28 protein-coding genes are annotated in these 26,345 nt (G+C 34.6%); 8 read left to right on the top strand and 20 right to left on the bottom strand.

Going from position 1 to position 26,345, the window contains the following annotated elements:
* Positions 1-103: 103 nt before the first annotated feature.
* Both ACQKN2_RS10000 and ACQKN2_RS10005 read right to left on the bottom strand, forming a co-directional pair.
* Complete coding sequence (locus ACQKN2_RS10000) at positions 104-1,075, bottom strand: HD domain-containing protein (RefSeq protein ID WP_427414838.1); 972 nt, start codon at positions 1,073-1,075, stop codon at positions 104-106.
* Positions 1,076-1,087: 12 nt separating this feature from the next.
* Complete coding sequence (locus ACQKN2_RS10005; protein WP_427414839.1) at positions 1,088-1,720, bottom strand: class I SAM-dependent methyltransferase; 633 nt, start codon at positions 1,718-1,720, stop codon at positions 1,088-1,090.
* 681 nt (positions 1,721-2,401) lie between these two features.
* On the opposite strand from ACQKN2_RS10005, the gene ACQKN2_RS10010 reads away from it, so the two are divergent.
* Positions 2,402-3,052: a FusB/FusC family EF-G-binding protein gene (locus tag ACQKN2_RS10010; protein WP_427414840.1), complete on the top strand. Its 651-nt coding sequence runs from the start codon at positions 2,402-2,404 to the stop codon at positions 3,050-3,052.
* A gap of 138 nt (positions 3,053-3,190) precedes the next feature.
* Here the strand turns inward: ACQKN2_RS10010 and ACQKN2_RS10015 are convergent, their stop codons facing one another.
* The 3 genes from ACQKN2_RS10015 to ACQKN2_RS10025 all read right to left on the bottom strand — a co-directional run bounded on the left by ACQKN2_RS10015 (position 3,191) and on the right by ACQKN2_RS10025 (position 5,139).
* Positions 3,191-3,670: a GNAT family N-acetyltransferase gene (locus ACQKN2_RS10015; RefSeq protein WP_427414841.1), complete on the bottom strand. Its 480-nt coding sequence runs from the start codon at positions 3,668-3,670 to the stop codon at positions 3,191-3,193.
* A gap of 325 nt (positions 3,671-3,995) precedes the next feature.
* Complete coding sequence (locus tag ACQKN2_RS10020) at positions 3,996-4,487, bottom strand: hypothetical protein (protein ID WP_427414842.1); 492 nt, start codon at positions 4,485-4,487, stop codon at positions 3,996-3,998.
* A 433-nt stretch (positions 4,488-4,920) separates the two neighbouring features.
* Positions 4,921-5,139 carry a tape measure protein gene (locus tag ACQKN2_RS10025; protein ID WP_427414843.1) on the bottom strand — a complete coding sequence of 73 codons (219 nt, stop codon included), beginning with the start codon at positions 5,137-5,139 and terminating at the stop codon, positions 4,921-4,923.
* A gap of 185 nt (positions 5,140-5,324) precedes the next feature.
* Between ACQKN2_RS10025 and ACQKN2_RS10030 the strand changes: the two genes are divergently transcribed.
* On the top strand, positions 5,325-5,900 hold the full coding sequence (locus tag ACQKN2_RS10030) for a hypothetical protein (protein WP_427414844.1): 576 nt from the start codon (positions 5,325-5,327) through the stop codon (positions 5,898-5,900).
* A 74-nt stretch (positions 5,901-5,974) separates the two neighbouring features.
* Here the strand turns inward: ACQKN2_RS10030 and ACQKN2_RS10035 are convergent, their stop codons facing one another.
* Positions 5,975-6,574 (bottom strand): YpjP family protein, encoded by a 600-nt coding sequence (locus tag ACQKN2_RS10035; RefSeq protein WP_427414845.1) that lies wholly within the window; start codon positions 6,572-6,574, stop codon positions 5,975-5,977.
* 899 nt (positions 6,575-7,473) lie between these two features.
* Between ACQKN2_RS10035 and ACQKN2_RS10040 the strand changes: the two genes are divergently transcribed.
* Positions 7,474-7,614: a helix-turn-helix domain-containing protein gene (locus tag ACQKN2_RS10040; RefSeq protein WP_427414870.1), complete on the top strand. Its 141-nt coding sequence runs from the start codon at positions 7,474-7,476 to the stop codon at positions 7,612-7,614.
* 926 nt (positions 7,615-8,540) lie between these two features.
* A complete protein-coding gene (locus ACQKN2_RS10045; protein ID WP_427414846.1) occupies positions 8,541-8,672 on the top strand; it encodes a YjcZ family sporulation protein in 132 nt (43 codons plus the stop codon).
* 641 nt (positions 8,673-9,313) lie between these two features.
* Here the strand turns inward: ACQKN2_RS10045 and ACQKN2_RS10050 are convergent.
* The 8 genes from ACQKN2_RS10050 to ACQKN2_RS10085 all read right to left on the bottom strand — a co-directional run bounded on the left by ACQKN2_RS10050 (position 9,314) and on the right by ACQKN2_RS10085 (position 17,474).
* Positions 9,314-12,367, bottom strand: a complete 3,054-nt coding sequence (locus ACQKN2_RS10050; RefSeq protein ID WP_427414847.1) for an AAA domain-containing protein — start codon at positions 12,365-12,367, stop codon at positions 9,314-9,316.
* Positions 12,368-12,965: 598 nt separating this feature from the next.
* Positions 12,966-13,625: an AroM family protein gene (locus tag ACQKN2_RS10055; RefSeq protein WP_427414848.1), complete on the bottom strand. Its 660-nt coding sequence runs from the start codon at positions 13,623-13,625 to the stop codon at positions 12,966-12,968.
* Positions 13,618-13,782, bottom strand: coding sequence for a hypothetical protein (locus ACQKN2_RS10060; protein WP_427414849.1), 165 nt, complete (start codon positions 13,780-13,782; stop codon positions 13,618-13,620). Before ACQKN2_RS10060 ends, ACQKN2_RS10055 begins: the two co-directional genes overlap by 8 nt.
* Before the next feature lie 350 nt (positions 13,783-14,132).
* A complete protein-coding gene (locus ACQKN2_RS10065; protein ID WP_427414850.1) occupies positions 14,133-14,348 on the bottom strand; it encodes a hypothetical protein in 216 nt (71 codons plus the stop codon).
* 333 nt (positions 14,349-14,681) lie between these two features.
* A complete protein-coding gene (locus ACQKN2_RS10070; protein ID WP_427414851.1) occupies positions 14,682-15,443 on the bottom strand; it encodes an ANT(4')-I family aminoglycoside nucleotidyltransferase in 762 nt (253 codons plus the stop codon).
* Positions 15,444-15,554: 111 nt separating this feature from the next.
* Complete coding sequence (locus tag ACQKN2_RS10075; RefSeq protein WP_427414852.1) at positions 15,555-16,076, bottom strand: hypothetical protein; 522 nt, start codon at positions 16,074-16,076, stop codon at positions 15,555-15,557.
* A gap of 175 nt (positions 16,077-16,251) precedes the next feature.
* Positions 16,252-17,055, bottom strand: coding sequence for a class I SAM-dependent methyltransferase (locus tag ACQKN2_RS10080; protein ID WP_427414853.1), 804 nt, complete (start codon positions 17,053-17,055; stop codon positions 16,252-16,254).
* Positions 17,043-17,474, bottom strand: coding sequence for a BrxA/BrxB family bacilliredoxin (locus ACQKN2_RS10085; protein ID WP_079560990.1), 432 nt, complete (start codon positions 17,472-17,474; stop codon positions 17,043-17,045). Before ACQKN2_RS10085 ends, ACQKN2_RS10080 begins: the two co-directional genes overlap by 13 nt.
* A gap of 313 nt (positions 17,475-17,787) precedes the next feature.
* Here ACQKN2_RS10085 and ACQKN2_RS10090 point away from each other — a divergent pair, with 313 nt between their 5' ends.
* Together ACQKN2_RS10090 and ACQKN2_RS10095 are read left to right on the top strand one after the other, a co-directional pair.
* A complete protein-coding gene (locus tag ACQKN2_RS10090) occupies positions 17,788-18,501 on the top strand; it encodes a hypothetical protein (RefSeq protein WP_427414854.1) in 714 nt (237 codons plus the stop codon).
* Positions 18,502-18,770: 269 nt separating this feature from the next.
* Positions 18,771-18,965, top strand: a complete 195-nt coding sequence (locus tag ACQKN2_RS10095) for a hypothetical protein (RefSeq protein ID WP_427414855.1) — start codon at positions 18,771-18,773, stop codon at positions 18,963-18,965.
* A 166-nt stretch (positions 18,966-19,131) separates the two neighbouring features.
* Here the strand turns inward: ACQKN2_RS10095 and ACQKN2_RS10100 are convergent, their stop codons facing one another.
* Together ACQKN2_RS10100 and ACQKN2_RS10105 are read right to left on the bottom strand one after the other, a co-directional pair.
* Entirely contained in the window at positions 19,132-19,620 is a 489-nt protein-coding gene (locus ACQKN2_RS10100) for a hypothetical protein (RefSeq protein ID WP_427414856.1), read from the bottom strand.
* A 340-nt stretch (positions 19,621-19,960) separates the two neighbouring features.
* Positions 19,961-20,113 (bottom strand): hypothetical protein, encoded by a 153-nt coding sequence (locus ACQKN2_RS10105; protein WP_427414857.1) that lies wholly within the window; start codon positions 20,111-20,113, stop codon positions 19,961-19,963.
* 277 nt (positions 20,114-20,390) lie between these two features.
* On the opposite strand from ACQKN2_RS10105, the gene ACQKN2_RS10110 reads away from it, so the two are divergent.
* Positions 20,391-21,380: a C45 family autoproteolytic acyltransferase/hydolase gene (locus ACQKN2_RS10110; RefSeq protein ID WP_427414858.1), complete on the top strand. Its 990-nt coding sequence runs from the start codon at positions 20,391-20,393 to the stop codon at positions 21,378-21,380.
* A gap of 237 nt (positions 21,381-21,617) precedes the next feature.
* Here the strand turns inward: ACQKN2_RS10110 and ACQKN2_RS10115 are convergent, their stop codons facing one another.
* Positions 21,618-22,340 carry a peptidoglycan recognition protein family protein gene (locus tag ACQKN2_RS10115; RefSeq protein WP_427414859.1) on the bottom strand — a complete coding sequence of 241 codons (723 nt, stop codon included), beginning with the start codon at positions 22,338-22,340 and terminating at the stop codon, positions 21,618-21,620.
* 563 nt (positions 22,341-22,903) lie between these two features.
* Positions 22,904-23,617, bottom strand: a complete 714-nt coding sequence (locus tag ACQKN2_RS10120) for a DUF2278 family protein (RefSeq protein WP_427414860.1) — start codon at positions 23,615-23,617, stop codon at positions 22,904-22,906.
* Positions 23,618-24,628: 1,011 nt separating this feature from the next.
* Between ACQKN2_RS10120 and ACQKN2_RS10125 the strand changes: the two genes are divergently transcribed.
* Entirely contained in the window at positions 24,629-25,246 is a 618-nt protein-coding gene (locus tag ACQKN2_RS10125) for a hypothetical protein (RefSeq protein WP_427414861.1), read from the top strand.
* Between the two features lie 275 nt (positions 25,247-25,521).
* On the opposite strand, the gene ACQKN2_RS10130 is transcribed toward ACQKN2_RS10125, so the two are convergent.
* Both ACQKN2_RS10130 and ACQKN2_RS10135 read right to left on the bottom strand, forming a co-directional pair.
* Positions 25,522-25,935, bottom strand: a complete 414-nt coding sequence (locus ACQKN2_RS10130; RefSeq protein WP_427414862.1) for a hypothetical protein — start codon at positions 25,933-25,935, stop codon at positions 25,522-25,524.
* Positions 25,922-26,119: a helix-turn-helix transcriptional regulator gene (locus tag ACQKN2_RS10135; protein ID WP_427414863.1), complete on the bottom strand. Its 198-nt coding sequence runs from the start codon at positions 26,117-26,119 to the stop codon at positions 25,922-25,924. Before ACQKN2_RS10135 ends, ACQKN2_RS10130 begins: the two co-directional genes overlap by 14 nt.
* Positions 26,120-26,345: the final 226 nt, after the last annotated feature.

The following is a 26,345-nucleotide window of genomic DNA, read 5'->3' on the forward strand; positions in this document are numbered from 1 at the left end:
CTGTCCACTGGCAGCCCATTTACTAGTTTTATCGAGAAGAATCTTATATTTATCGAGAGTCTAAAATAATTTATCTTAACTTTTTTGTGATTTACCAAGAAACTCAAAGAATCTTCACAAACACACCCTGTTGAAATTTTTCATTAGCAGCTACATTCATTTTTCTAACATCTTCAGATAATTCACTAGCCCTTAATAATCTATTGTGAAGGTAAAGCAAAGGATCGATAAGTCGAGTTTTATTCTTTTGATGAATATCAAATTCTTTCTGATCCACCCCCACTTTTACATCTGAATGAAGCTGTTTTAAAAGGCTCTGCACTTGCCTATCATTAGAGTATTTTATCCGTTCGATTAGTTCATGATCTTCCTTAAGAAAATCAGCAAGTGTAATGATCTTTTTCTCTAAAGATAACTTTAGCGTTTGAGCCAATTTATAATAGGCATAAATATTTAACGGATCCATAAAGAAATCAAGAACTTCTTGATAATATGTTTTGACAAACCATTCTGCAAGTTCAATACTTTGAAGGCACATCTTCCCTTGATAAACAATTATATCATTTAAAAATTTTTGTATTTCTTCTAGTGAGGCTTGTCCGTATACATACATATCCCTTAACGTATAATCTACTCGATCTGCACATAATTCAGGAGCTGGTTGTTCAAGTAAATTCCATGTCGCAGTATTTAAAAGTAGATGCTCATAATTGTAGTCATACTTTTTAAGAATAATAGGAATTTCTGATTTCCTGATTACATCCATAAATATTTCTTCATGATAATCTTCCGCTTTATTATCTAGGACGAAATCAATGACATGCGAAAAAGCTGTATGTGAAACATCGTGCAATAACCCTGCAATCTGCTCCTCTAAAGAACCACCGACCTGCTTAATTAACAGCATGACACCAACTGAATGCTCAAAACGTGTTACATTCCATTTGCTATTTACAAGATAACTTGCCCCACCTTGATGAATACCCTTCAACCTTTGCATCGGTTTACTCAAAATAAGTTCCTCTAACACATCATCTATCTCGAATTCACCATATATATAATCAGAAATAATCATTTAATCATCTTCCTACTTAAAATTCGAAAGTACAAACACCCCACCACAATGTGTGATCGGGTAAAATTCTAATTGGCATACTCCTTTTAATAAAGAACTCATTTCCTCATGGACAAAGTAAAATTCATCATCATCCCAATAGCCAATACTTTCTTCACGACATTTTTCAAGTTGGGCCTTTGTTTCAAACGCGATATCCCCGATAAAAATCTTACCTTCAGGTGTTAGCTGCTGCAATAACGCAGTAATGTATTGCACCTTCATCTCATCAGTAAAATGATGTAGCGCATAGGTGCTAATAATGGCGTCATATTTTTGTTGAAGGAGCGCTACTGGCAACCCATTTGACAAATCCCACTCCAATAAGTTTGCATTCGGCATTTTTTCTTTAGCGATATCGATCATTTTTGAGGAGAAATCGAATCCATTGATTATATGCCCATTGTCATAAAGCTTTTCCGTTAACACCCCGGTGCCAAATCCAATGTCTAAAACAGTTGATTTCGGTATGTGCATAACCTCGTTAAAAATCGTATTTAATACTGCTTTATATCCTGCAAATGGATATTGGTTGCTTTCTTCACTTAGCTGAACCGTTTTATCGTAACCATCAGCCCATAAATTAAATCCTTGTTGATTTAGCATAATAGTCCTCCTAGATTTTCAATAGAATAAGAGTTTGGAAGGTCTATTAGTACTAAGCACACCGTGTTAGTTACTAACAATCCCTCTCCAAACATATAAATTTTCATGACCGATAACCTGTTTCATAAAAATTCCCCCTTTCAGAAATTCAAGCTTATCACCATAGCGTGGGGTTGATTTCCGTTCCGACTGGGCGCTTTCCTGGGGGCGTCCGATGAGCCGCTTCGCTACGCTCCAGGGTCTCGGGCCAACACGAAGTTGGTCACGAAGGCGTTATCACAGGATGTGATGCTTTTAGCCTTCGTTCCTCTATTGCTAATCCCCAAGGAGTCGCCCAGTCTCCACTACAATCAACCTATATACATTGCATGCGTTTTATCAAAATGTCATCATCCACAACTCTCTAAAATAAGATAATATTAAACTATTATACCAGATATTACATATTAAAGTAAGTGAATTTTCTAACTTTATCTTATTCCTAAAAAATGTTATAATAAGGATAGTTTTCTTTTCAAGGAGGAATCGAAATGGACGCATTCTTTTGTAATGCTTGCTCTAGACCAAACACTTTACAGGTCAAAGAGGTCTAGAAAAGTTAACGCATATAACATAGATTGAAGGATCTCTTTAGGCCAGTAACCTTTATTAAAAAAGCCTACTATTCAGGAGTGAATTCAAATGGAAAAACAAACAATTCAGCCGTTTTTAACGGTTGCAAACTATCATTTACTTGAGCAGCAAATGAAAAAAATTATACAAACACTTGCAACGACAAATGATAAAAGCGTAATCCTTGCCGTACATGGTATTGTTGAAAGCGAAATTACAGCTAAATTATCGCTGTCCACTGCAGAAACTCAGCTAATTGAACAGCTTTTTAAAGTGACAGATCGTGCACAGGGTGAAGTGTATTTAGAGCAATTAAAACAATACGTTATCCCATTCAGAGCAGTCACTGCAAGCACACTGAAGAGCCTATTTAAAAAGGAAAAAAAGCTCAAGCTACCGAAGCTTGAAGACATGGATTTTCAGCAGATTTGTTATTTAGCTTGGGATGATCCTGGTACACATCGAAAATATGTCGTGCTGGAACAAAATGAACAGCTAAAAGCGATTAAAGGAACTTTCTCTAACAATACAATGAAAGGAATATGTGCACTATGTAACCGCCACTCTGATGTTGGCTTATTTACTACGTCTGTAAAAGGGCAAGTCGTTGGAACGTTCACAAATTATAGTAATTACATTTGCGCAGATAGCCAAACATGCAATCGACATGTAACGGATATAGAAAAAACAAAAGCGTTTTTCGAGCGCATCACTCAGTAATAAAAATAAGCCTTCTCCATTACGGGGAAGGCTTTTTGGATAGTCTTTATTCATATCGAAGCTGATTGTGTTTTACTTTTATTATCAACGAAGCAAAAATAACAAAGCCAAGCAATCAATTATACCTCGGCTTAAATTTTAATTGAGGGTGAGTATAAACTCCTGTACGTCTTTGTTACGTGCATTAGAAAAACCGATATCCTCGCCTGAAATCGTAAATCCACATATCTTTAAAACCTTAAGAGATCCCACATTGTCTTTAGCAGCACGAGCATAAAGGGGACGAATAGTGACATGCTTTAGAAATTCCTGTAAAGCTTTGGTTGCGATCCCTTTTCCCCAATATTCATTTCCAATCCAATAGCTAACTTCTGATTCTCCGAACTGTTCAAAGCATAGAACATGTCCAACTACGTTATTTTCGACTATAATCGTTTGCTTAATAATATCTTGATTAGTAAGAATTTTGTTCCAGTGTATAATGAAGCTATCCCAATTGCCGGGGTCCTTTCTAGTAAAGGCAGCCAAACAGTTGGCTTCAACGTTTTGTTGATGCTCAAAAAAAATAGGCAGATCATCTTCAACTACATTTCGAAGTATAAGATTTCGATTACTCATCATACTCCCCCTTTTACTATTTATGTTCCACATTACCAAACATACGTTCCCTTTTCAACTCCAACAATTCTTTTAATGTATGTTTCCCCCTGTTTTTTAATTTCCGCTTCTAAGTCTATGTAATACTCTCCTTGTTACCATATAGTTAAGAAATATATTATTAAAAGGAATACCTTTCTACATCAATCGTTCGACTGAAAAAATGAAGGTTTTCTAGTTTATCTCTTACTTTTTTCACTAACTAATCATCAATAAATGAAACCGAGTACATGCTTCTATCGCAAGCAGTACTCAGTTTATGATTTATTTATAAAATCTAACGTTCCTAAAGGATAACCTTCATATCACCATAATGGAATACCATGGAAGGATCAGCAGCAGTAAGGCCAGGATTTGTAGGACTAGTAAGGCCGGATCCGCCAACCACTTCGATTTCAAGTTTTCCAAGTAATGGGCGTTCTCCTACTAAATAATCGCCTGTAGATTTAACATGAAGGTTTCCATTTACAAGAGAACTAATATCGAATTCCAATCGAGTACAACTCCTTGGTGGTATAACAGTTGACGGAAGACCTTCTAGAAAAGGTTTTTCTTTCTGATTAGTTATAAAAGGAAGTGTTATCCCTTCAGATGAAAGCTGTAAAGAAGGGCAATATTCAATCACAACATTAGCCTCTAGTGGTTTGCTTGTAGGATTTTTAATAAGAATCACAAGTCGATTATTAGGCTGTCCAAATGCAGCATCCAATGGAACGAGAAATGGTCCTGTGGTAATCGTATACTTTCTATTTTGACTTGTTGATGTTTGGTTTGACATAGAATCACCCCCTAAAAAATATTACTTTCTGTATATTTTATTAAAATAAAAAAACAAATGTATAGACGGTTGTAGAAAGAGCACCACTTTATTCTTGTGTGTAAATATAGTGGATGGGAGCTTGCTTCTTAAATTTATATACTATTGAAACAGATGAAGCACACGCATCTTATTTAACTGATGAAATTTGAGGTACATTTTGAGAAACATCCTTTCCCATATCCTTCCTTCATCTATATTACAAACAAAAAACACTCGTATTTTAAACGAGTGTTTCGTGACTATTAGGTTACCATTTCGGTGATGTATATTTTTCTCCCAAATTAATTTGGTGTGATGGATACTCTATCTAAACTTACTTATAACATCGATCTATCAACGCAAAAATGGAACTATCAAAATCAAACTATGTAAAACAGGGATTAAAAAACTTTTATTTGGAGCTAAAAAAACCCATAGCTTCCTGTAAGGTGCTCCAACTATTCGCCTCTACTTTCCCTTTCGACAACATTTTCACATACTGATCAAGTCCACGTTCAGCATTAGCTATATCCGAACCGGACGCTATAAAAGCATTATTAAGCAAGAATGCTATGTCTGTTGCCTTATCTAAATCACCTGTCATTTGAGCAATAGACTGTACTACCAACAATGCCATCTACTCATTTAGTATTGAATTATATCTACAAACACACAAATAAAAAAACCCAATTTGAATAATCTACAGAAAACAAATTAGGAGGTATAGTTTTGAATCCACGTGAAAAAAATTATTCACGCGAACATTGTAAAAAATGTGGTATTCCATCAAGAGTAAGAATTCGGGAGGTTAAATAAATGAGTTCTTTTAGATTTCAATGCAGTGAAGTTCCTCAAGTTACACATTGCCCAACACCAATAGTACCTTCACCACCGCCACAGGAGTGTCCCTTGCAGTGTAACACATGCAATTGCGGCTTTAATAAATCTAAATTATTTTGTACGTCAGATAATGGAGTGCTTAATGTTGATGTTCTCCCAGGTGTAGATTTTTGGCAAACTGTCGCTACTTTGGAAATATGCCAAGAAAACTGTTCAGAAGTTCTACATGAAGTAACTGGACTTGTTTCGTTGCCATTCTTGAACACCTCTGCCACTCCTGATCACGAAACAATAATCTTCAATTTAACATTTCGCATTATCGATGAATTTGGAAAAGAAGTTTGCAGACATAATTTTAATTATGGTCAAGATGTAACCATCCCTCCTAATACCTCTATAACGATAGACCTTCCATTTCATTTCAAGTGTTGTGATAAACCTCGTCAATGCGAATGTAACACGACCTATCGACTTCAAGTATCTTCAACAAGTAGTATTGAAACGATCATTAGGGATGTTACTTGGGCAGCTATCGTATGGGAAAACTGTTAAGTACAGGATTCAATTAAATATCAATATTTTAAAACAAAAAAACACTCGTATTTTAAACGAGTGTTTTTTGTTTTTTAGGACAACCACTTCGGAGGTGTGTTTTTCTCCCAGTATATATCACCTAAGTTATTGTGTGCCATAAAGTCGTCCTCGGCACTGTGGTAGTGGAAGTTGTAATAATAGCCATCCTGTGGTCTTTTTTCTGTGCGGACATGGAAGCGAATTAAATCCATGCCTGTTTCATTGCTAGTAATATTAAAAATTTTCTCGCCATAGTTACCACTTGGCTTTTCTGAAATTGTTAAGGATGCTAATGATGCATCGTCTAAGCCTTCTACTGTCATTGCAATGGCTTCCTCCATTTTAGGGAAGATAATAGCGTCAAATTCATTACTAATTTTCGGGCCAATTTTTGTGCCGAATTTCACATAGGATTGCTCTTTCGCCGCATCAACGAGCAATGTACTGTAGTCAATAGGGTCTTCCTGTATTTCTGTTTGTTCTATCGGAAGAGCAGCCGCTTCTGCAGTGCTTGTCCCAGGTGATGGTCCGATAGATGCACGATTTGATGGATTATGATCAAATGCTTCCCATATTTCATGTGTTGGCGTAATTAATCCAAATGTTAAAAACGCAACCATAATAACGATACTTTTTTGAATCCATTTCTTCATTAATTAACACCTTCTCTTTATGTACAAATTGGTAAATCTATTACTAATATATACGCATAAGACCTATAAAAGGTTTCATAATTTTAAAATTCATTGTACAATATTTATGTATAAAGTAAAAACTTCACATCCTGGGAAGACGCTTGTATGACCATCATCCTGTTGCCCCAAACTAATTAATAGGGCATTTACTCGCAGTATGTAGGATAAATGTGTCGTTTTTTAAAAGGAGGTACAAAACATGAGCATGGATATCACAATGGGTATTGGTCTTTTATTAATGTTAGGTTATTTATCATCTTTATGCTTCACGGACTAATAAAATTACTTTGCAAAGTGCAATAATTAATTCCCACAAAGCCTACTACATCAATATTCTGTAGGCTTTTTTCTTTTTATCAACAATGCATATAAACACTTTAAATAACATAAAATTGGGGCTAATTTTCGGGGCTGATTTGGGGCTGATTTGGGCTAAATTCAGGACTTATTATTAACGCTTTGGTGGGCATGTTTGTATAGATGAAATAATTAGATTGGTGCTAATAAGCTTCAATCTTTTTTTGTTGTTCAATTATTAAAATAACTTAATTAATTGAAAGATAGTGCTGCTTAGCACAGTTAATTTACAAATATTTAAAAGCCCCCCACAGATAATTGTGGAAGGCGAGTAAGTTTAAATTATTCGTTATTCTGTTCTATATTTCTTTGTTGTAAATATAATTCTTGTTGATGTTTTTTCATCCTCACGTTATATATATTTCGGATAGATTGTTTCGGATGGGTTAACGGTATTCTCTTTTTAGCCGGTTTATTCTTATTTTCTTCACTACTCCTATTATAGTGATCCCACAATTTCTCCCAATCCTCAGGATATTCTTTTGTAAATAATTCTTCAAATTCCTCCGGAGTCAAATTGTAACCGTACTGAGGTAACACGAATTGATCTAAATACTATAGAAGCACTATGTATCGCTTTAGATTGCGACATCTCTGATTTAATCGAATACACACCATATAAAAAAGAGGACGCCCAATAATTCGGGTGTCCTTGATCTATATTTTATTTTCCTCATTCTTAATTGTTCTTTCCTTAATGTCCCTTGGTATTTTACTTTCTTCTCGCCAATGTAGATCCTGCTCCCGTTCCTAATAATACTACTGATCTTCAAGTTGCCATAAGTGGCGTATATGAAATCAGAATGGACATCTCAGCCTTTCTTCTTAACGATTCTAATGAAATTACCCCTGCGCATGTGTTTTTTTGTTTGTTCATCAATGATTCAACCCTTGCGACTGCTAGCATTTTTGAATCTGAAATCAGTGTCGATGCTTCAAGTTCAGTTGGCGGCGTTGTATTCTTAGAAATGGCTAACACAGTAGGAAGAACAATACAACTACGATTAAACAAAGATGATAGACTTAGTATCAGGGTCACTTCAAGCGATGGATCCGTCTTTTATAGACTTCCATCGTTGGTTGTTAATAAAATTGCTAATTGAAAATATACAGGCTGACTCTAGGGTGTTGGAGTCAGCTTGTATGCCGTTTAAACTGTACAGAAGATGAACCACTTACTGACCTGATATTTTATATTTAAATAGCTTTACCAATCGCTCTAAGTATCTCCAAAAACAATGGTGACATTTGAATCAGTACGTAACCTAATAACCTAATCCGGCATTCATAATCATGCTACATGCCTATTCACCATTCCACCCAATTATAGAAAGGCACAGGACATTCTCTATGCGGTTTATCCTCCAAAATTCATAGTTAAATGCATAATAAAAAGCCATACCCGATTGGATATGACTTAGCTAACATCTATTATTTTTTCTTGATAGTGTATACCTATTTTTAACATATTTATTTTTAAACATTTTTCTAACGCATCCTAAGATAAATATCGCAATCCCTTTTGAAAACTATACATATTATAGATTATAGAAAGGAGGGATATTTTATGGGATACTGCGGAGAATTTCGCGAAGAGCTTCGCGAAGAGCGTCGCGAACGAAACCCATTCGCTTTAGTCGTTGTTCTATTCATTCTTCTGATTATTGTCGGCACTAGTTTTATGAATAGATGTTATTAATATCCAATACCACCAATACCACATATAATGCTCATAACTATTGTAAGGTAATACTAATTTAACCTTACACCTCCAAATCATTATTAAGGGTCACTATCCTCCGGGTGATCCTTTTAAATTTTCCTATTTCAATTTCATGCTCAACCTCTCATGGCATAATAAAAAGCCGCAACTCATAATGAGTGAGTGTTCAGCAAAAGTTTAGAAATCAGAACTGGGGCTAAAAGTGGGGCTAATTAATTTAAAAAGTCGTGTAAACGTTGATAAATCAATACTTTTATCATTCATTTAATGTTACACGGACTAATTTAGTCACAATGCATATAGAACACAATTCGTATGTATAATGCCGTGTTATCAAGGTTTTTGCTATTATTTCTGAATTTCTTTTAATGCATATGATGTAAAAAAGATTGAGGCTAATCCGCTTTAATCTTTTTTATTTGGCAGTACAATAAAAGCACCCACTTGTTTAGTGGATGCTTTTTATCATCTATTTAACAATATGAAAGTGCTACTTTTTGTTTAGCTATAGTAATTTTATATGTTGAACTATCCCACTTTCGCTTAGAAGAGGATGTCTTCTGTCGGAAAATGATAAATCTTTCTTTGGTTGAAAGTTCTATTTTACTTTCATCTCTCTAATTCAAAGATTTTTCTATCATTGTATTTTCACTTTCAAAAGGGTCATTCTTTTTGTACAAATCCATATAATGAACAATTTTATCATAGTAGTTTTTCTTGCTAAACCTTTTTAAATCTCCTATAACATAAAATTCTTTTTTCGCCCTTGTTGCAGCTACATTCAATAAATTCGGTTTTGAACACGTCCAATTAGCAGCTCCTTCAGTCTGTTCATCAGTTCCTGTTACAAAATAAACAATATCTGCCTCTTTTCCTTGGAAGGTGTGAACTGTTCCAACGGCTTCATCTAACCATTCACTCAAATTGGGAACTTGCAGTGGTTTTAGTTTTAGATGAATAGCCTTTTTTAATCCATCCTTTACCGCTGTAAAAGGTGTGATGACAAACAAGTTAGGCAATCCGTTTCTTTCTGTGTATTTATCAAAAATAACTTGTGCCACATACTCCCCTTGCTTTTTCACATATTGAGCAGTGCTTACTTTTCCAACACAGTCAATCCATCCACTATAACCGACTTTATCTGTATCGGCTAATACCATTTTGTTATCATAAGCAATATCGTTAGCTATCGAAAACATTGGATTTAAACAACGGCGATGCACCCATAACGGAATACCAATCCATTGACTTCTATCTTCGTCTTTAAAAGTGCCGTACGGATTCGCTATATCTGCAATACTTTGAACAGATGCTGTGTAACCTATATAGTGCTGTTCGAGAGCAAAACACTTCCGAATATCCATTAATAATGTTTCATCCACAGTCACTACAGGTTCAATTTGTATTGGGTCACCTACGATAACAGCTTTTTTTGATCGCCACAGTGCCCCTACTGCTAGTTGAGGGCTAGCTTGTCCAGCCTCATCGATAAATAGATGAGAAATAAAATCTTGCTCGATTCCTTTATACATATTTGCAAAGCTTGCAAAAGTAGTGCTAATTAAGGGTGTTACTAGATGAATCACATGCCAAAAATTTTTCAGATATTTTCTATGTTCACTACTATTCAAGTTTAGGGCTTTTCGATTAGCAAAAAGCCTTAATGAACTACTAACAATCTGATGATTTTTTATTAAAAATAATTTATGAATTTTCATAGCCTTCAGAAAAAGTAAGCCACGCTCATAGTTTAGTTTATCCGTTTGCCAAATCACCTTTTGTTGCCTGTAATCATTATTACTGAATTCCCAATATTCGTCTGTTGACAATTCTAATTCTTCTTGCGAATATTCAGCTTTAAATTTCTCACTTGCTTGGAGGATATTTTCTTTTTGATCTTTCAATAGTCCTTGATATTTACTTATTTTTAAAGCTATTCGTTCCGATTCAATTAAATCTTGTTCAATTTGTTTTTGCTGTTGCCTTAAATTTTTTTCATTTTGATTTTTTGTACCTAAAATTCGAAAGAAGAAATTAGGCTTTTTCAAAGAATTTAATTCACCCGCTATTTCCTCTTGCTGTACTTGAAGTAGTGATAGATTGATTGTTATCCTTGATTGGTCTTGCTCCAATGTTTTAAATTCTTCTTCTAATTTTTGCAGTTCTCTATCTAATTCGATATATTTTTGTAAATCATCTTTTTTCTGTTCAATTGAACGAAGCAGAGTATTAAATTCTTCCACAGCTTTTTGCCAATCATCTGTAGAAAGCATTTCATTATCTCTCTGTAATTGTTTCACAAATGACAAATCTCCATCATCTTTTAGCAAACCCCAAATAAAATTATCAATATTTTTTGATTTACCAAATATACCTGAAAATAGCCCCCAAGTTTCATCCGCATAATTGATTAGCTTTTTAGCCGTCGAAGGATAATAGTCTAGCTCTTCAAGATACTCAGCTATTTTCTGATCATATTCATTTTTTATTCCTGGTTTAATAATTCCCGCATCATTTTTTTCAGGTTTAACAATTTCCTTTCTTTTAGGTAAATCTTTAGATATATTTTCAACAGCCCCATTATTACTTGACGCAACAACGATAGAGTAACTTTTTAAATTTTCATTCATTTCATAAACTTTGTTTTTAAAGCCGTTTAATTCAAATATTCCTATCTTCCTAAAAGCGGTTGTCGGATCTGAAAAAGCAGTCATTTCAACCGCACGTTGGACAACTATATCCGCAAATACATCTTTCAATAACGTCGTTTTCCCTGTACCTGGAGGGCCATTAACTGAATGAAGCCTTTCATCACCATTAATGATTCTGTTTACAGCTACTTGTTGCATTAGTGAAAGTCTGTGCGCAACAGGAGATGGCCATCTTCCTAAAGGTAAATTTTTAGGTTGCAAAATTTGTTCTATTAACGCCCTATTGTTGTCAATATCAATCTGTTTTTCACTACCTACAATAAAGTCTTTAAGTGTCGCATTGACTCCATTCTGTAAGACTCGTTCAATATCTTCAATAAAGAAACTATTTCGAGTCATCTGTTCATTTTTATTCTTATTATTTTTATTTAAAACTGTAATCTGTAATTGATGATAAGAATATTCAAAAGGTTTTCTAAAGTATTGATTGTATTGATGTTGTATATCATGAATCTTTTCTTCACTTACACCATCAGTAAATATCGCAATAGCTTCTTCCTCCATTTTTCTACAAACGACCTCATACTGTTCCAAATTTTTATCATAATTCGAACCATTCTCAAGCGCTTTGAGCAGATATTGAACAAAAGGAATAAATAAGGAGCCCTCTATGTATTTCCCTTCATAATTAACAGAGAAAGTATAACTGTATTTTAGGGAAGTGTCTTTAACATGTATTTCCTCATCACTATTAAAAATGGCTCTTACCTTCTCTGTCAACTGCCACTGTTCATAGCAATTCATGTAATATTGAAACTGTATACTATTTTTCTTATCATCATTCAATACATGTTTCTTCCAAGGTTTTTCCGACAGTTCAATAGGTGCTATCTTAGGAACTTTTTCCTGATGCAAAAATAATTTCCCTTCTAACGAACCCCCTAATTTTGGTAATTCCTTTGGCTGAATAGATTCAAGTATATACCACGATTCCAAAACTGTATTAATTTTACTAACCATATTCCACCATCCCTTCTAATTTATATATTAAAGAAGATTATATGTCGAAACAAGTCTGGTAATCATATAAAAACCTTTCCAACCCTAGCCTAACTCGTTTGAACATGAATGCTTTCTTATAGTTACCTTATTGGGCTACAATAAACAAGATGAAAACAGGGTCTTGTATGAACAATAAAATACAAAAGCGCTTGTAAACTAAATGAAAAAGTAATCTGTTTCCTTAAAACAAAGTAGACGGAATAACCACTACTTTGAATGAAAAAATAGTTTCATTAGCTAATGACGTTGATAGGGAGATTGGAGCTGGATTAGCTAGTTGTTGTTAAGAAAAAAGCAGAAATAACATCAGTTTCACCAAAGCGAAAAGAAACATGGGCTCATGAATATGTTAAAAGGGACTCGCCATTTTTGCTTAATGTTTCACGAACTAATAAATTTATTTTTAAGATGAAAGTCTAATTCTGCAGCTCACAGTCCCTTTCCTTACAACGAATGGAATAAGAAAAAGTGGATGATTTCCCCAAAACAAAAAAAGACTGTAGACTAAATTTATCTATAGTATCTACAGTCTAGAACGATACTTCTTATTCTTACTTTATAAGTATTCAAGCACGATTCCCGCTACTAATGTACGCGGTAAAATGGTTAAAATACCACTCTCTTTTCGCACTACCTCCCTATGTTCTTCATTGTATCCCATACAATCCAACACAATTAGATCAACTCGGTAATCTTGAAGATAATGTGCTGCTTCTTCAAAGTTGCCATAATCATATGGTGAAGCAACAGCAATCGTGATATCATCTGAAATATCTTTCCACTTTTTAAGCATAGTACTTCTCTGTTCTTCTAGCGGAATAATTAAACCTAACTTCGGTTGATCGGCCATCGCACTAATCATTTTTGTGACGATTCGATTCGGATAAAAAATGGGCTTTTCACATGTTAAAATCGGAAAATCATCTGTGCTTAATACGATAACCATATCCACCTCTTGTTCTAACTTTGATAATTCTATTTTTAACAATGGTAATAGTTTTCTTCTATCAATAATTATGGATCTGCCATCTCGTAATCGCGAAATAGATGTGTTCTTTTCATTTCTCGCTAAAACGGTTAGTAACTCCACTTCGTTTAAGGAATCCAACGCTCCTCTTTCCACAATATTAATCTCTTTATTAAATATTTCTGTAAATGTTGGTGTAATGTCTGAACGAGGCGATTGACCGATTGTCAAAATACCAACTTTATTCATTTAAAATCACCCCTAAAGGTTCTAGATATGTCATCGAACCGTATAGTTTATTCAAAAGCTTACATTCATCTTCATCTGAAAACTTAGCTGTATCCTCAAATAAATGTTCCAATTTTAAATGATTGAATAACATCAATAATGTCTGCTTTAACCTCATAGCTATTCCTCCGCAATTTTCTCCTATAATTTTAGTTCGCAACGTTTAGGTAGTACTTATTTCAACGCACGATAGTTGAAATATTCCGAATTCAGATCCTATGAAATGAACATATTACGAACAAATACTCATTGGTGGCAATCTCATTGTAACATTTGCACTACGTCAATATCGAAAACATACTCCAAATAATTCTAGAGTAAGAATATTAATAAACATTGTTACATAAGTTCAAATATATTAGAACAATTATTTGAAGAAATAATCAAAAAGAACTATAACAGATGTAACTGCTGGGAATTCATTACATAAAAAAGAGTAGACATAGTCTGTCTACTTCTGAAGGCTCTTCAATATATTTGTTCGATGATTCTATCCATCATTTTGGCTGTCCTATCCACGATTTTGGCCTTTCTATCCATCACTTTGGCTGTTCTATCCACGACTTCGGCCTTTCTATCCATCATTTGGCCTTTTGTATCCGCAGCTTTAGCTTTTCTATCCATCACTTCAGCGGTTCTATCCGTCGCTTCAGAAATATTCGATCTTCCCAATAAATTGGACAAGGGGCAGCCTCGCTTTTGCGAAGCCACCCCTTTAGTATTTAATAGGTAACATGTTTCGTAAATTGTAAAGTCTCAACCCAATCATCTGGGGAATATTATATTGAAACGTATATATTTCATCACCGCGGTAAAATTCCACCTGTGTGCCTTCTAACTTAAGCAACGCAAACCCAACCTTCTTTTGCGTCCTTGCAGCCCCAAAGCATGCGCCAGTGTGAATAAGTATCTTCAAAAACAAAAAGCAGAATTCCAGATTACGTAAATATGCCACCTAAAATAGCACGATTCATATTATAGCACACGGTTTTTAAAAAGTAAAGTTTCTATTTCAAGTTACCAAGGTATAACCGATGAACATTCAATTTGATACCCTTGTTGAGCAGACCACTTTAGTAAAGACTCCCAATAGTTCTCGCAAATCGCAATAATTTGTTTTGGGTCAGAGAGATTACCGGACATCACCAACTCGCATAAAACCTCAAATCCCTCAGGCTTATCTGTAAACGACAATGCTTCAGGTAATACTTGAGCAGAAGTTGTGAAAAATTGTTTATTGTGTAGTCCTAAAATCATCGCACCTGCTGTAGCAATTTCCATCGCCAAAATCGGTAAAAATGTTTGAGGACCTTGTATTTCAATATTTCTCATTTTGCCAATATACTCGTACATTTCTTCTACTAAAGTTCGACAGATTGCTTCTTTAAATATCGAGCTATCTACTGAACTAGCTTTTGCTTTTAGTTCAGCGAAAAAATCCCTCGGGTCATAAATAGGTAAAATGTTAAAAAATTGTCCATGCGTTAGTGGCCATCTTTCGTCAACGGTAGTCGCTTCTTCGATAATATGTTCTGCACTGTCAAAGTTCACTTCTGCCTTCCAATCTCCGGCTGTCCATTCATAGCAAAAGCCTTCATCTAAAGCGTTTAAAATACATTTTATTTCTATATCCGAAAATGGTCCATCTGTTTTTCGGGCTAATGAACCGTAAATCCCAATTGCTTGCACCTTCGAACCATATCTTTCTAAAACTTGGTTGGCAATGGAATATGCAATTTCCATTCTTTCTTCTCTCGTTACTTTATCCGGACCAATCATATTTATCTCTCCTTGTGAATGAATAGTTTAAATGAGCTATACAATTGGCCGTGGAGGACCACGAGCTTAACGAGGAATTTTATCTGCCTCCATGCGCAAAATCCCCTTTCCTTAATGGACACTCTGCTTTCTTTTTTCCAACAAATCAAAAATTTCGTCTATATCCATTTCAAACATAACAGAATCGTGTAATAGTGGCGCAAAATAATATGTAACTTTTTCTTCCCCGTATTCTTTCTCTAACCGCAACCACTTTTCAGTTGGCAGCAAACAAAAAGCCAACGTATCTCCGCCAAGCGAATCCATGTACCAACGAATTTGATATTTCGGAGCAATAAAGTCCTGCACAGTTTTCAAAGTTGTGTCCCTATCGGTTCTTTCTACATCATATGGGACCGCCTTCTTCACTTCATCTTTTATTAAGAAAATATCAACACACCTTGGCTTATCATTTTCAACTATTTCTACATTTATTTTATCTTCTCCAAGTAAGTAGTCGTTAAAATATTCAACAATAGATTCGTCAAAATCTTTCCAATCCACCCAAACTAATGCTTCGCTATCCCAAAAGCTTTCTTCTTCTGCCGATGGATTTTTCAAAAACAGCTCGACTTTCTCCTCTATTTGGCTCATACACATCCCCCTTAAATTTGATTGAATCAAAGATCTTTCAATTTCAAAAATTCAAGTAAAAGGTACCAGAACACTCCAATTTAAAAAAAATTTAACACTGCTTTATATTACCATATTTTGAAATTCTGATAAAAAAATAGAGGCCCGTTCACAATGAACAAGCCTCTTAAAACACTCAATCTTTACTTCCATCAACATCTAGAACACCATAATGAAACTTCGCAGTTGTTCTTGTTAATTGCTGAAATTGATATTTGGCAAACCATTCTGAGCGAAAATGAGCCTTTAACACTACTCGTTTTCTCGCCACGCGACTCGCCTCCGTTACCCATTCATCCGTTAATGTCACATGTTCCCCAGCTAAGCGTAATGCTTCAAAATTATTGGCTTCTTCAATAATTTCTTCAAACATCGGATCCATATAGACGACATCAAACGTATTGTCCGGCAAAGTTTTCAAATAACTAATTGCCTCAGCCTGCACCACTTCTATTTGGCGCATACATGCAGTTAACGGTAGCTCTGTCGTATCGTAGGATTTCATCCCCTGCTCAACAATAAATGCCACATTCGGATTCGCTTCGAGCCCAACGACTTGCCCCGCTTCGCCAACTGTATAAGCTGCCAGCATAGCATCAGCAGCAAGTCCCAATGTACAATCAAGTACCGAATCTCCTTTTTCAAGCTGTGCCGCTTCTAAAAAAGGCTCCGATTCCCCACGGGCAACACGCTTTAAGCGAAACGCCGCTGAATTCGGATGGAAGAAAAACGGCTCATTGGCACCAAAAGCATAATACTCAAAACGATTTTTCCCAGCAACAATTACATGTGCATGCAGTTCCTGTGAAATCTTCCGAACAGAACGCTTTTTTCTTGGCTCAAACGAAGCATCTAATTGTTCACACGCAAAAGCAGCGAGCGCCAACGATAAATCGTCTGGTCTGCCCGCTGTCGTAACAATAGTCTTTACTTCTCGCATGTTTGCTCTAAAACACCTGTTAAATGTGTAACAATTTGCTCCACAGGGAACCCTTCAATTTGTTCACGTGGAATAAAGTATGCCAATTCCCCATCCTTTAAAATCGCCATTGAAGGTGAACTTGGTGGTACATCCTCAAAAAAGCCACGCATCGCAACAGTCGCTTCAGGATCCTGACCCGCAAAAACAGTCACAAGATGATCAGGCTTAACCGCCTCCACTGCCTCACGAGCAGCCGGACGCGCCAACCCTGCCGCACAACCACAAACCGAGTTAATCACAACTAACGAAGTCCCCTTCGCCTCCGCCATAAACTCATTCACCGCGTCAGCAGTTGTAAGCTCCGTAAATCCAGCCTCCACTAGCTCCTCGCGCATCGGCTTCACTACCTGTTTCATATATTCATCGTAAGCGTTCATGCTTTTACCCTCTTTCATATGTATTCGCAAAGGTTATTATAGCAAGGTTTTTCATGAATGTACAAAGACTTGCCTTTTGACTGATTTCATGGGTTTTCGGGGGAAATGTGACTTTTTCATGATTTTGGTGACTTTTTTGTGTAACAGAGGTTCGTTTGATTAATGCTTGTTATACACCTATAAAATGGATTTTATCTGTACTAACAATTTAGCAGATACTAATTTAATAGGTATTAATTAGCATTTCCCTGTTTTTTACATGTACTTTTACCTCAAAATTACCTAAAATGGTAATGAGAGGAGAGATTTCTAGATGTCTGAAGAAAACGCAGTAAAAAACAAAAGTGCAGAACCTACCAAAAAAGGTGGTTGTTTAAAAGGTTGTCTAACACTATTCATCCTATTGGCAATACTTGGTGGTTTAATTAGCGCTTGTTTTGGTGGAGAGGATAAAGATTCTTCTAAACAAGCTACAAATATAAGTGAAGAGGCTGATAAAGGCAGTAAAGAAAAAACAAAAGAAGTTACAGCAGAAACTACAAAAGAAGCAAAATCTTCCGATGATAAACTTGCTAAACAAAAAGATTATTTTATTAAAAACACTCAACCAGCCATCGACGAGTGGACCAAATCGTATGATCAATTATGGAATACATATTGGAAACCAACTTTTGAAGCAATAGGCAATGGTAGTAAAGATGTATACACAGCTTATGATAATATGAAAGCCTTGAAGGCAGGATATATAGAGTTAACTCTCGAGAATTCTGTGCCAGTTGAAGGTTTAAGTAAGGAGCAGCGAAAAGAAGTTAAAGATGCTATGGATCAGTTAACATATGCAGCTGCTTCAAGACAAATGGCTGCTGAAAAGGCTATGAAAATGTTCGATGAAAGCAACTTTTCTCCTTCTCAGATGGATAAGATAAAATCTGATATTACAGCTTCTGATAGTCAATTATTACAAGGGATTGTCGGGATTACAACAATTAAACAAGAATTAGGCTTAATTGAAGAAGCAAAGAAATAAGTCCACTCAAATGAGTGGCTTTTTTCATGAAGATTTTTAGTAAAATAGTTAAATAAATAGAGAAACGTTCTCATCATTGCAGGAATCAAGCGCTCACTTGATATTATCGACTGATTGGCTAGTGTTCATCATTGTAGCGATCTATTTAGTAGACTTGGATTTTAATTCAATGAGTGTAATCAAGTGGATTGGCTTAACAGTTTCGAGATTATGGTTAGTATTATTTATCCTATAACACACATTCCTATCGAAAAGAGGCGACTAATTAAATGGCTGAGCAGAAAACATCTGAAGCGCAGAAACGTGCAACACAAGCATATCGAGAAAAAAATCGAGAAAAGACACGTAAACAGTCTGCAAAGAGTGCAGCTAAAACTTACATTAATAAATATTGCGAACTTGAAGATTTATCTGAATTAATGCAGCAAATAAATGCTCGAGAAAAAGAATTGCAAGGTGAATAAAAACCCAAAGACTAGGTACTCACTTAATTGAGCACCTGGTCCTTCCTATACTTTTGATTTAAATCATATTCTTTTTCACTTACTTTTTCCCGCCAAAATTTTCACCATAATTCGGTTGCAGTCCAATTAAAGTGTTTTCCTTTATTTGAACGTTCCTAATAAAAATTCATTCCATACAAGATTCTGAAATACATACATTATTTGCTTTCATACCATCATCAATAAATTTTTTAAATCTCGCTATTGCTACTTCCAACTTTTCGACGTGAGTCTGTCTTTCATTATCGGATGATGAACTTTGGAATGCTAAAGCCTCAATTAATACATTTGAGTTTAACTCTATAAATACATCTACATTTACTTGTTTATATAATAAAGCACTCTCAGTATCTGCATGATTATCCAATAAGTATAGAAGATTAGCATGATTCTCCACCATTTGCTCCTTTTTATCAATATCCTTTTCTGTTAAATAGCTCTTCTCAAAATCTAAAATAAATTGATAATTATCTATTAAATCTCCCGTCCCTAAAAAAAAGTCGTATTTATAGTTCCAAATTTCTTCACCCTGAGTTTTTACATGTGCATATAATAATAATGACGTAAGAGCAAATACAATGGCTAGTAACACTGTAAAGGTAAACCGCTTGTTCAATTTAACCACTCCTATCTTTTTCAAATGGACATTCCTGGGATACTCCATATTTTCTTAAATTACGATCTATTTTTATCGTGAATCTTGTGAAAAAGAACTTTATTCGTATCATTATAACAAAATTATACAAATATCCCATAATCATTTTCTTTCATTTTTTCTTCTTAATTTTCCTCACGTAATTGATTCGGTGATTAATAAACTTTATAAATTCCAATAGTATGAACAACCATTTGCAAGATTACATTAAGCCATATATTTATTTAGCCATCCAAACATCACCTCTAAAGGAATAATAAAAAGCCACAACTCATATTGAGTGTGACTTTGAAAATCCTGATTATAATTCTTCTAAATAGATTGTAACGATGATACTTCTTGGACTGTAAGTAAAAGCTCTTTCACTCACGGCCCTGTAATTACCATCAATATTAACTACATCACCAACGTTCGGAATCAATGCTGATAGAGATTCGTTGATGTCATACGTCATAATTACATCTCCGTTTTGTTCACAAAAATTTATATTAATCTGTTCTAAATTACTCCCCATCTTTTACCACCACCTTCTAGGTTAATCATAGACCGGAAATGGCTGACTGTGTAATAGGATTTTGATACACAATCGGAAAATTAACAAAGAAACAGCTAAAGTTCTTCAAACAAAATACAGACCTTATGATCTAAAAAATTATATAAACAGGGTACACTCTCCCCCTACTGGAGAGTTTATTCTTTTTACATACATAAAATAAATGGAGGGAATTACGATGTATCATCCAAGATTAAAAGGAAATTCTTATGAGGCAGGAAAGCATTATGCAGAAATTCTCTACAAAAACGGTTTTAGGTTTCCGAAAGTAACGGAAGAAAAATTAAAATTCGGAGAGTCTTGCAAACTTATTCTTACAGATTTTGATCCCAATATTGCGAAAGAGATACAAGGATTTGCCGAAGGTTGTCATTCTACTTTTGAAGAAGTAAGTTCGTTTCTCTTAAGTATTGGGGTATTCGAATTGGCAGGTCAATGTAGCATTTTCTCCGCCTTTAACGGAAAAGAAATGTTTATTGGCCGAAATTATGATATGCTCTTTAATCTAAAAAATATTACTGAGTCCTCACTTGTTTGTTTTGATAATAAAAATAAATACCTTGGTCAATCAGATTGCTTTATTGGAAAAGTTGATGGTATAAACGAACACGGTTTATTTGTAGGGATTTCATCCGTTCCTTATGATGGAATTAAACCAGGACTGAATTTTTATTTTGCTGTTAAATATATTTTAGAAAATTGTTGTACGGTAGAGGAAGGAATAGACGTGTTAAAAAGATTCCCGAGTTCGGTGGCTAATAACTATTTGTTAGCAGATCCCCTAGGGAATATGGCAGTTGTAGAGGTTACTCCTGATCGTTATCAAGTACGCCTTCCTATTAATAATTACATTCATTGTACAAACCATCATGAAAGTACATCTTTAACTGAAAGTTGGAATTGGAGCAAATCAAAAGAACGTTTTGAAACATTAGATACTCGTCTTAAACACAACGTACATAATATGGATCTTACCATTGCACAATCAATTATGTCAGAAACCAAGGGTCATGTTTGTTTAAATCTAAAAGAACAACGTTTTGGTACTCTTTTCTCTGTTATAGCAAACTTAAATACATTAGATATACTTAGAGCCGAAGGTCAACCAAACAGAGCAAAATATAAACAAGATCGACGATTAATAGATGCTGTTTTAAAAGATATCTAATTAAGATATTAATTTTAAATTTGAGATTTCAAAAAATAATGCACCTACAGATTAAGCACAAACAAATATAGACCGTTTGATAAATAAAAACAAAAAAAAACCAGCTCAAAATTAATTATCGATGAACGCCTCGACATTGTTTTATGACTTAAAAATAATTCTTCAACCTGTGTTTGATCCGAATGGAAATACAAAAGAGCCTAGGCTCAAAATGAATTGAGTACCTAGGCTTTGCTGTTAGCTGCTACGCTGTGCAATGATGATTTTTAGTCCTTCATAATCGCCACCTGTCAAAGTTCCTTGTTCAAATTTATCTAGCCATGACTTATCAATCAGCTTTTTATCTACAGATTGTTTGATGAAATCACGTACTGCCGCTTTTGTAGTTTCGTTTGTAAATCGCATTATGTCATCATCCTTATCTGTTTGTTGTTGTTGTTCCAAACCATTTTTAATATCTAACTTGAATTGTTCATCTGTGATTCCCATAGTTTGTAAATACGGAAATGGATCATTATGAGTTGTACCGCCTAAAGTATCTGCGACCCAACGATGCGACTTAATACCATTGCCACTACTATCAAGTACAATAGGTATACCAGCCTCTTTTGCAAGTTCTCTTAGTAACCAAATGTAAGCAACATAATCCTTTTTAAATTGTTCCTTATCATTTGTTCGTGCCAACTCTACTTGTGCATAGCTAAGTGGATTACCTTTAGGACCACAGCCATATTGCACACGATTAACTGGCGCGACTTGCACGATCCGTCCACCACCGCCTACCCAGTGAGAAGTAAAGGCAATGGCTTTATTTTGTTCCATAAATGCTAGTTCGTTTTCCAAAGCATTCGGTCCATCATTATTCGGATTGCCAGATTCATGAGCAATAACATATTTAACTGCAGTTAAAGCTAAGTTCGGCAATCCTGACATTAACTTTTTTTCTATAATATAAGTCATTTTCTCATTTCCCCTCTCGTCGGATTAAGCCTTTGTAAAAATCATTAAATGGATCTATCTTCTTGTCATCATCATTCAAGCAATTCCAAAAATCGCTTTCGTACAACTACGGAACTTTACCTTCTTAATCAATTATATTGACACTTAAAAATTAACGCTAAATTATATCTATTAACTTTGTACTATCTGATTTTAAAAAACGTTGTAACTATTCAATCATATCCTCATCCTCATTTTATTAATTGCAAAATAAAATCCCTCCACAATTATCTATAGAAGACATAAAAAATAACGCTAGCTTAATGCCGCGTTTACTTGTTTTCGTTATGTTGTTTCTCCATTTATACAACTCTATACAACCTCTTTTTATTTGCTGATATTTGTTCCTTTTCTATCACCCCTACCCATATGATAACTACCCCACTAGTATCATTGAACATATTACATTAAACCCCCAACCAGGGATTATTCATTTAAAATTTTTTTGATAAATATTGTGCAAATACAAAAAGCCCAGGCTCAAAATTTAATTGAGTTTCTGGGCTTTATTCATTTTGTAAATATTAAATTTCTATGGCTGATTTTCTATTTGTATGGTTACATACACTAACTGGCTTCGTAGCATGTCCATGGTCATCTGTACACCAAGACTGCGATTGGAATGCAAGGAATATGCCAACCCATCTGTTTTCTTCCTCAAAATGAATGAGTACACCACCATCTTGCCAGATCCCGTCGTCTCTCTTAAAATCCCTACTATTTCCTTGATTCATATGAATATCATGAATGCCTCTACCTGGAGAAAAGCCGAAATATTTATCTACTTTATCTTCAGTTTTAAATTTTTCTCCGTAGGCGTAAACTGTAGCTTTTTTAGTCATAGCCTCTTGCATATATTTATTCACTTTCTCATTTAAGTCATTGTCTGGCCCATTTTCTGTTGCAGGGAGAGGAATCATTTTTGAGGGATCAAATAAGCCACCACGAATATAATCTAATGCAATTTCACGATTTTCACTAGTTACTTCGGTAAATCCTTCTTCGTAATTAGGAATAATTGTTATTTGATTCGAGTTAAAATCTTCGCTCACAAAATACAGGACTTCTGATGGTTCTACCTTAGACGCAACATTGATGGCAATCCTATAATTCTCTTCACTTTTGTCCTTCTTTGTTGCCCGAATATGCACTTCGTAATGAGGGGTTTTGTCAAATGAATCCACAGGTCTCACGTCAACAACTTTACCTTTTAACACGCCGTATTTGAATAAGGGCATAGAACTATAACCTCCAATTTAATAGATTTTTTCCATTCTTATCTCACTAAGTGTCTAGTTTTACTACTAATTTTGTCAAAATGAAAAGTAACCCATTAACTAAAATCTTCATCTTTGATTAACGTATGGAAGTACCTAGTCTCAGTCATTTTTTACTTTACTAATTTTTTTCACTTACTCTATACTTATTCTATCATTCCTAAAAATGGAACTTCAATCATTTATTCACGTCAAATTTCGACGTCCGCACCGCCACTTTATTCGTTAAATTGTTCTTAAGAGATTGTTGACGCAGTGACTTACATTTTTACTGGTGAAAATATTCATTTCCAGTCAAGCTTTGTAAATCACTTATCAAGAACAAAATAAACGCTGAAAAACTTGTTGATTTTTCCTGTTTTTTGTATTATATTAACAATATCCATGTGCTGTTTAACAGGTAACTGTTAGGCAGCCTTTTTATTGCCGGCATGTAATAATTATTGGTACACCAATGCTATAATGATTAACCCACATATCACTTTATATTTTTGATCTCGGCCATCCTCTGGACCCACCTCTTATACCAATCATTGACGATAACTTTTTCATTTTGAACATTTGGCACCTTTAACTGTTGCAGGTAGCTCCACACTTCCATGTCATCAATTTAACATGCTTCTAAACTACGAATAATGTCATATACTCAGACACTCGCTACTATACTCTTCTATGATCAATTTAACTCCCACAGCACCGATAGCTGCTTGATTATTTTCATGAAATCCACCATATAAAGACACTATTCCACACATCTTGGCAGCCGCTACGTGATCGTGTTTAGCGATCTAGCATGTAGCCATGCTCCTTTTTCAGTCTAGAGATATAAAACAGATGCATATTTTAGACTACTTTCATCATTTTGATGAATGGCTTTGAATTGTTTTAACTTTCGTCAGTACTTCAGTTATTTGACTTGTTGTGAATACAGTGGTTTTCAAAGACGTTAATTTATATAAGGAGCTGTTAAGAATGTCTTCAAAAAAAGTATCTATCGGTCTTACACAATTTACAGACTTTACTTTCAAAGGCGTTACTGGTAAAACCTCAATGGTTAGACAAATAAAATATCAAGATGAATACAATCCAGCTTTTGATTACTGGAAACCTTTACGGGATGGTATTCGAAAATTTCACGAGAAAGAATTTAGTAACGATTACCTGCTTGAACTTGCTAACAATGCTTCTCAAACTAAACAAAAAAATTACATGGAAGCAGTCAAAGCACATCTAAAATTTATTAAAAATAAAGACATTGAATGGTTTGAACCAGGTAAATCCAATTGGTATAGCGACTATTTAACTGTTCGGTCATCACCAGAACTTGGATTAAAGATTGATGGTGTTCCACACTTAATCAAGTTATATTTCAAAGGGAAAGACGAACGAATTGACAAAAATAAATGTCGCTCATCTTTAACATTATTAAATCAATCAGATTTCACCATTGAGCATTCTCCTGATATAAAACCTGCTATTTTAAACGTTCAAAAAGGACGATTGATTTCAGAGGAACCCTCTACTGAAGATCATCTAATTGCACTTGAATCTGAAGCAGCTCAATTTATGGTCATCTGGAATAAAATTTAATGGAGTTTTTATTATTTTCGTTCATTCATTTTCAGTACAGCGAGTACTAAGGATATCTCAAAAAGGTCACTTTTAAATGAGTGGCCTTTTTTGTACCTTCCTTTCGATTCTTTTATCAAGGATTGATAAAATCCCTGTCTTTATTACCTTTTCGTTAGAATCACGAGATATCTGCTTTACGAGCTGTCACGTGTATAACATCTTGCATATAATTATGCCTAAAGAACTTACTGTTCCCATTTTCCGAATAGGTGTTTCCTTGTTTCAAACCTTTATTAATATTTTTTAGTATAAATAATCATTGTAGCCGGAATTGATATAACCATCACAGAAAATATAATAATTAAAAGTTGAACTCCACTCAAAATCCAAATATCCGAACTAATAAGTGAATATAAAACAAACAACATGATAAATAATACAAAATAATTTATATACATAGCTCTACCAACAATTTTTTCAGAACGTTCATCGTTCGGAAATATATGGGGAGCCACATATGCAAGCATAATTTGGCCAATTCCAATCGCTAATAATATATAACTTTCAGAAAAATAATTAGATGTAATCGCTGGAATGTTTATGTATATACCTATCACTGTACAAACAATACCCGAAAATAAATATGCAATACGACTGTTCCTACTAGTATTTAAAACCAAATTTTTTTCATAGTCAATTCTCCTCATAAATAAAGACATTTTCAATCTGACAATTGAATAATTTAGCCAACTTAAAAGCAAGAATAATTGAAGGACTATAGCGCTCTTTCTCCAAAGATATAATAGTTTGTCTAGAAACACCTATTTTCTTAGCTAAATCTTCTTGAGTTAAATCAAATTGTTCCCTCAATTGTTTAATATTATTTTTCAACTAAACCCCTCTTTATAATGTGAATTTCATTTAACGTAAAGTGTACTTTACATATTCATCAAAAATCAAGGAAAGTATATAGTGTTATTGCTGCATTTAAAAAGCTATCGCTTTGAATAAAGATTGATCAATAAAGTGTACCCTTTGTAAAGGACATTTTGAAAAAAGCTAGGCAACTTTTTGAAGCTGCTGTCTGTATTTTGCAGGCGGCAGCTTTTTCAAGTTC

Source organism: Lysinibacillus sp. NPDC093688 (genome assembly GCF_050280145.1).
GTDB classification, from domain to species: domain Bacteria; phylum Bacillota; class Bacilli; order Bacillales_A; family Planococcaceae; genus Lysinibacillus; species Lysinibacillus xylanilyticus_B.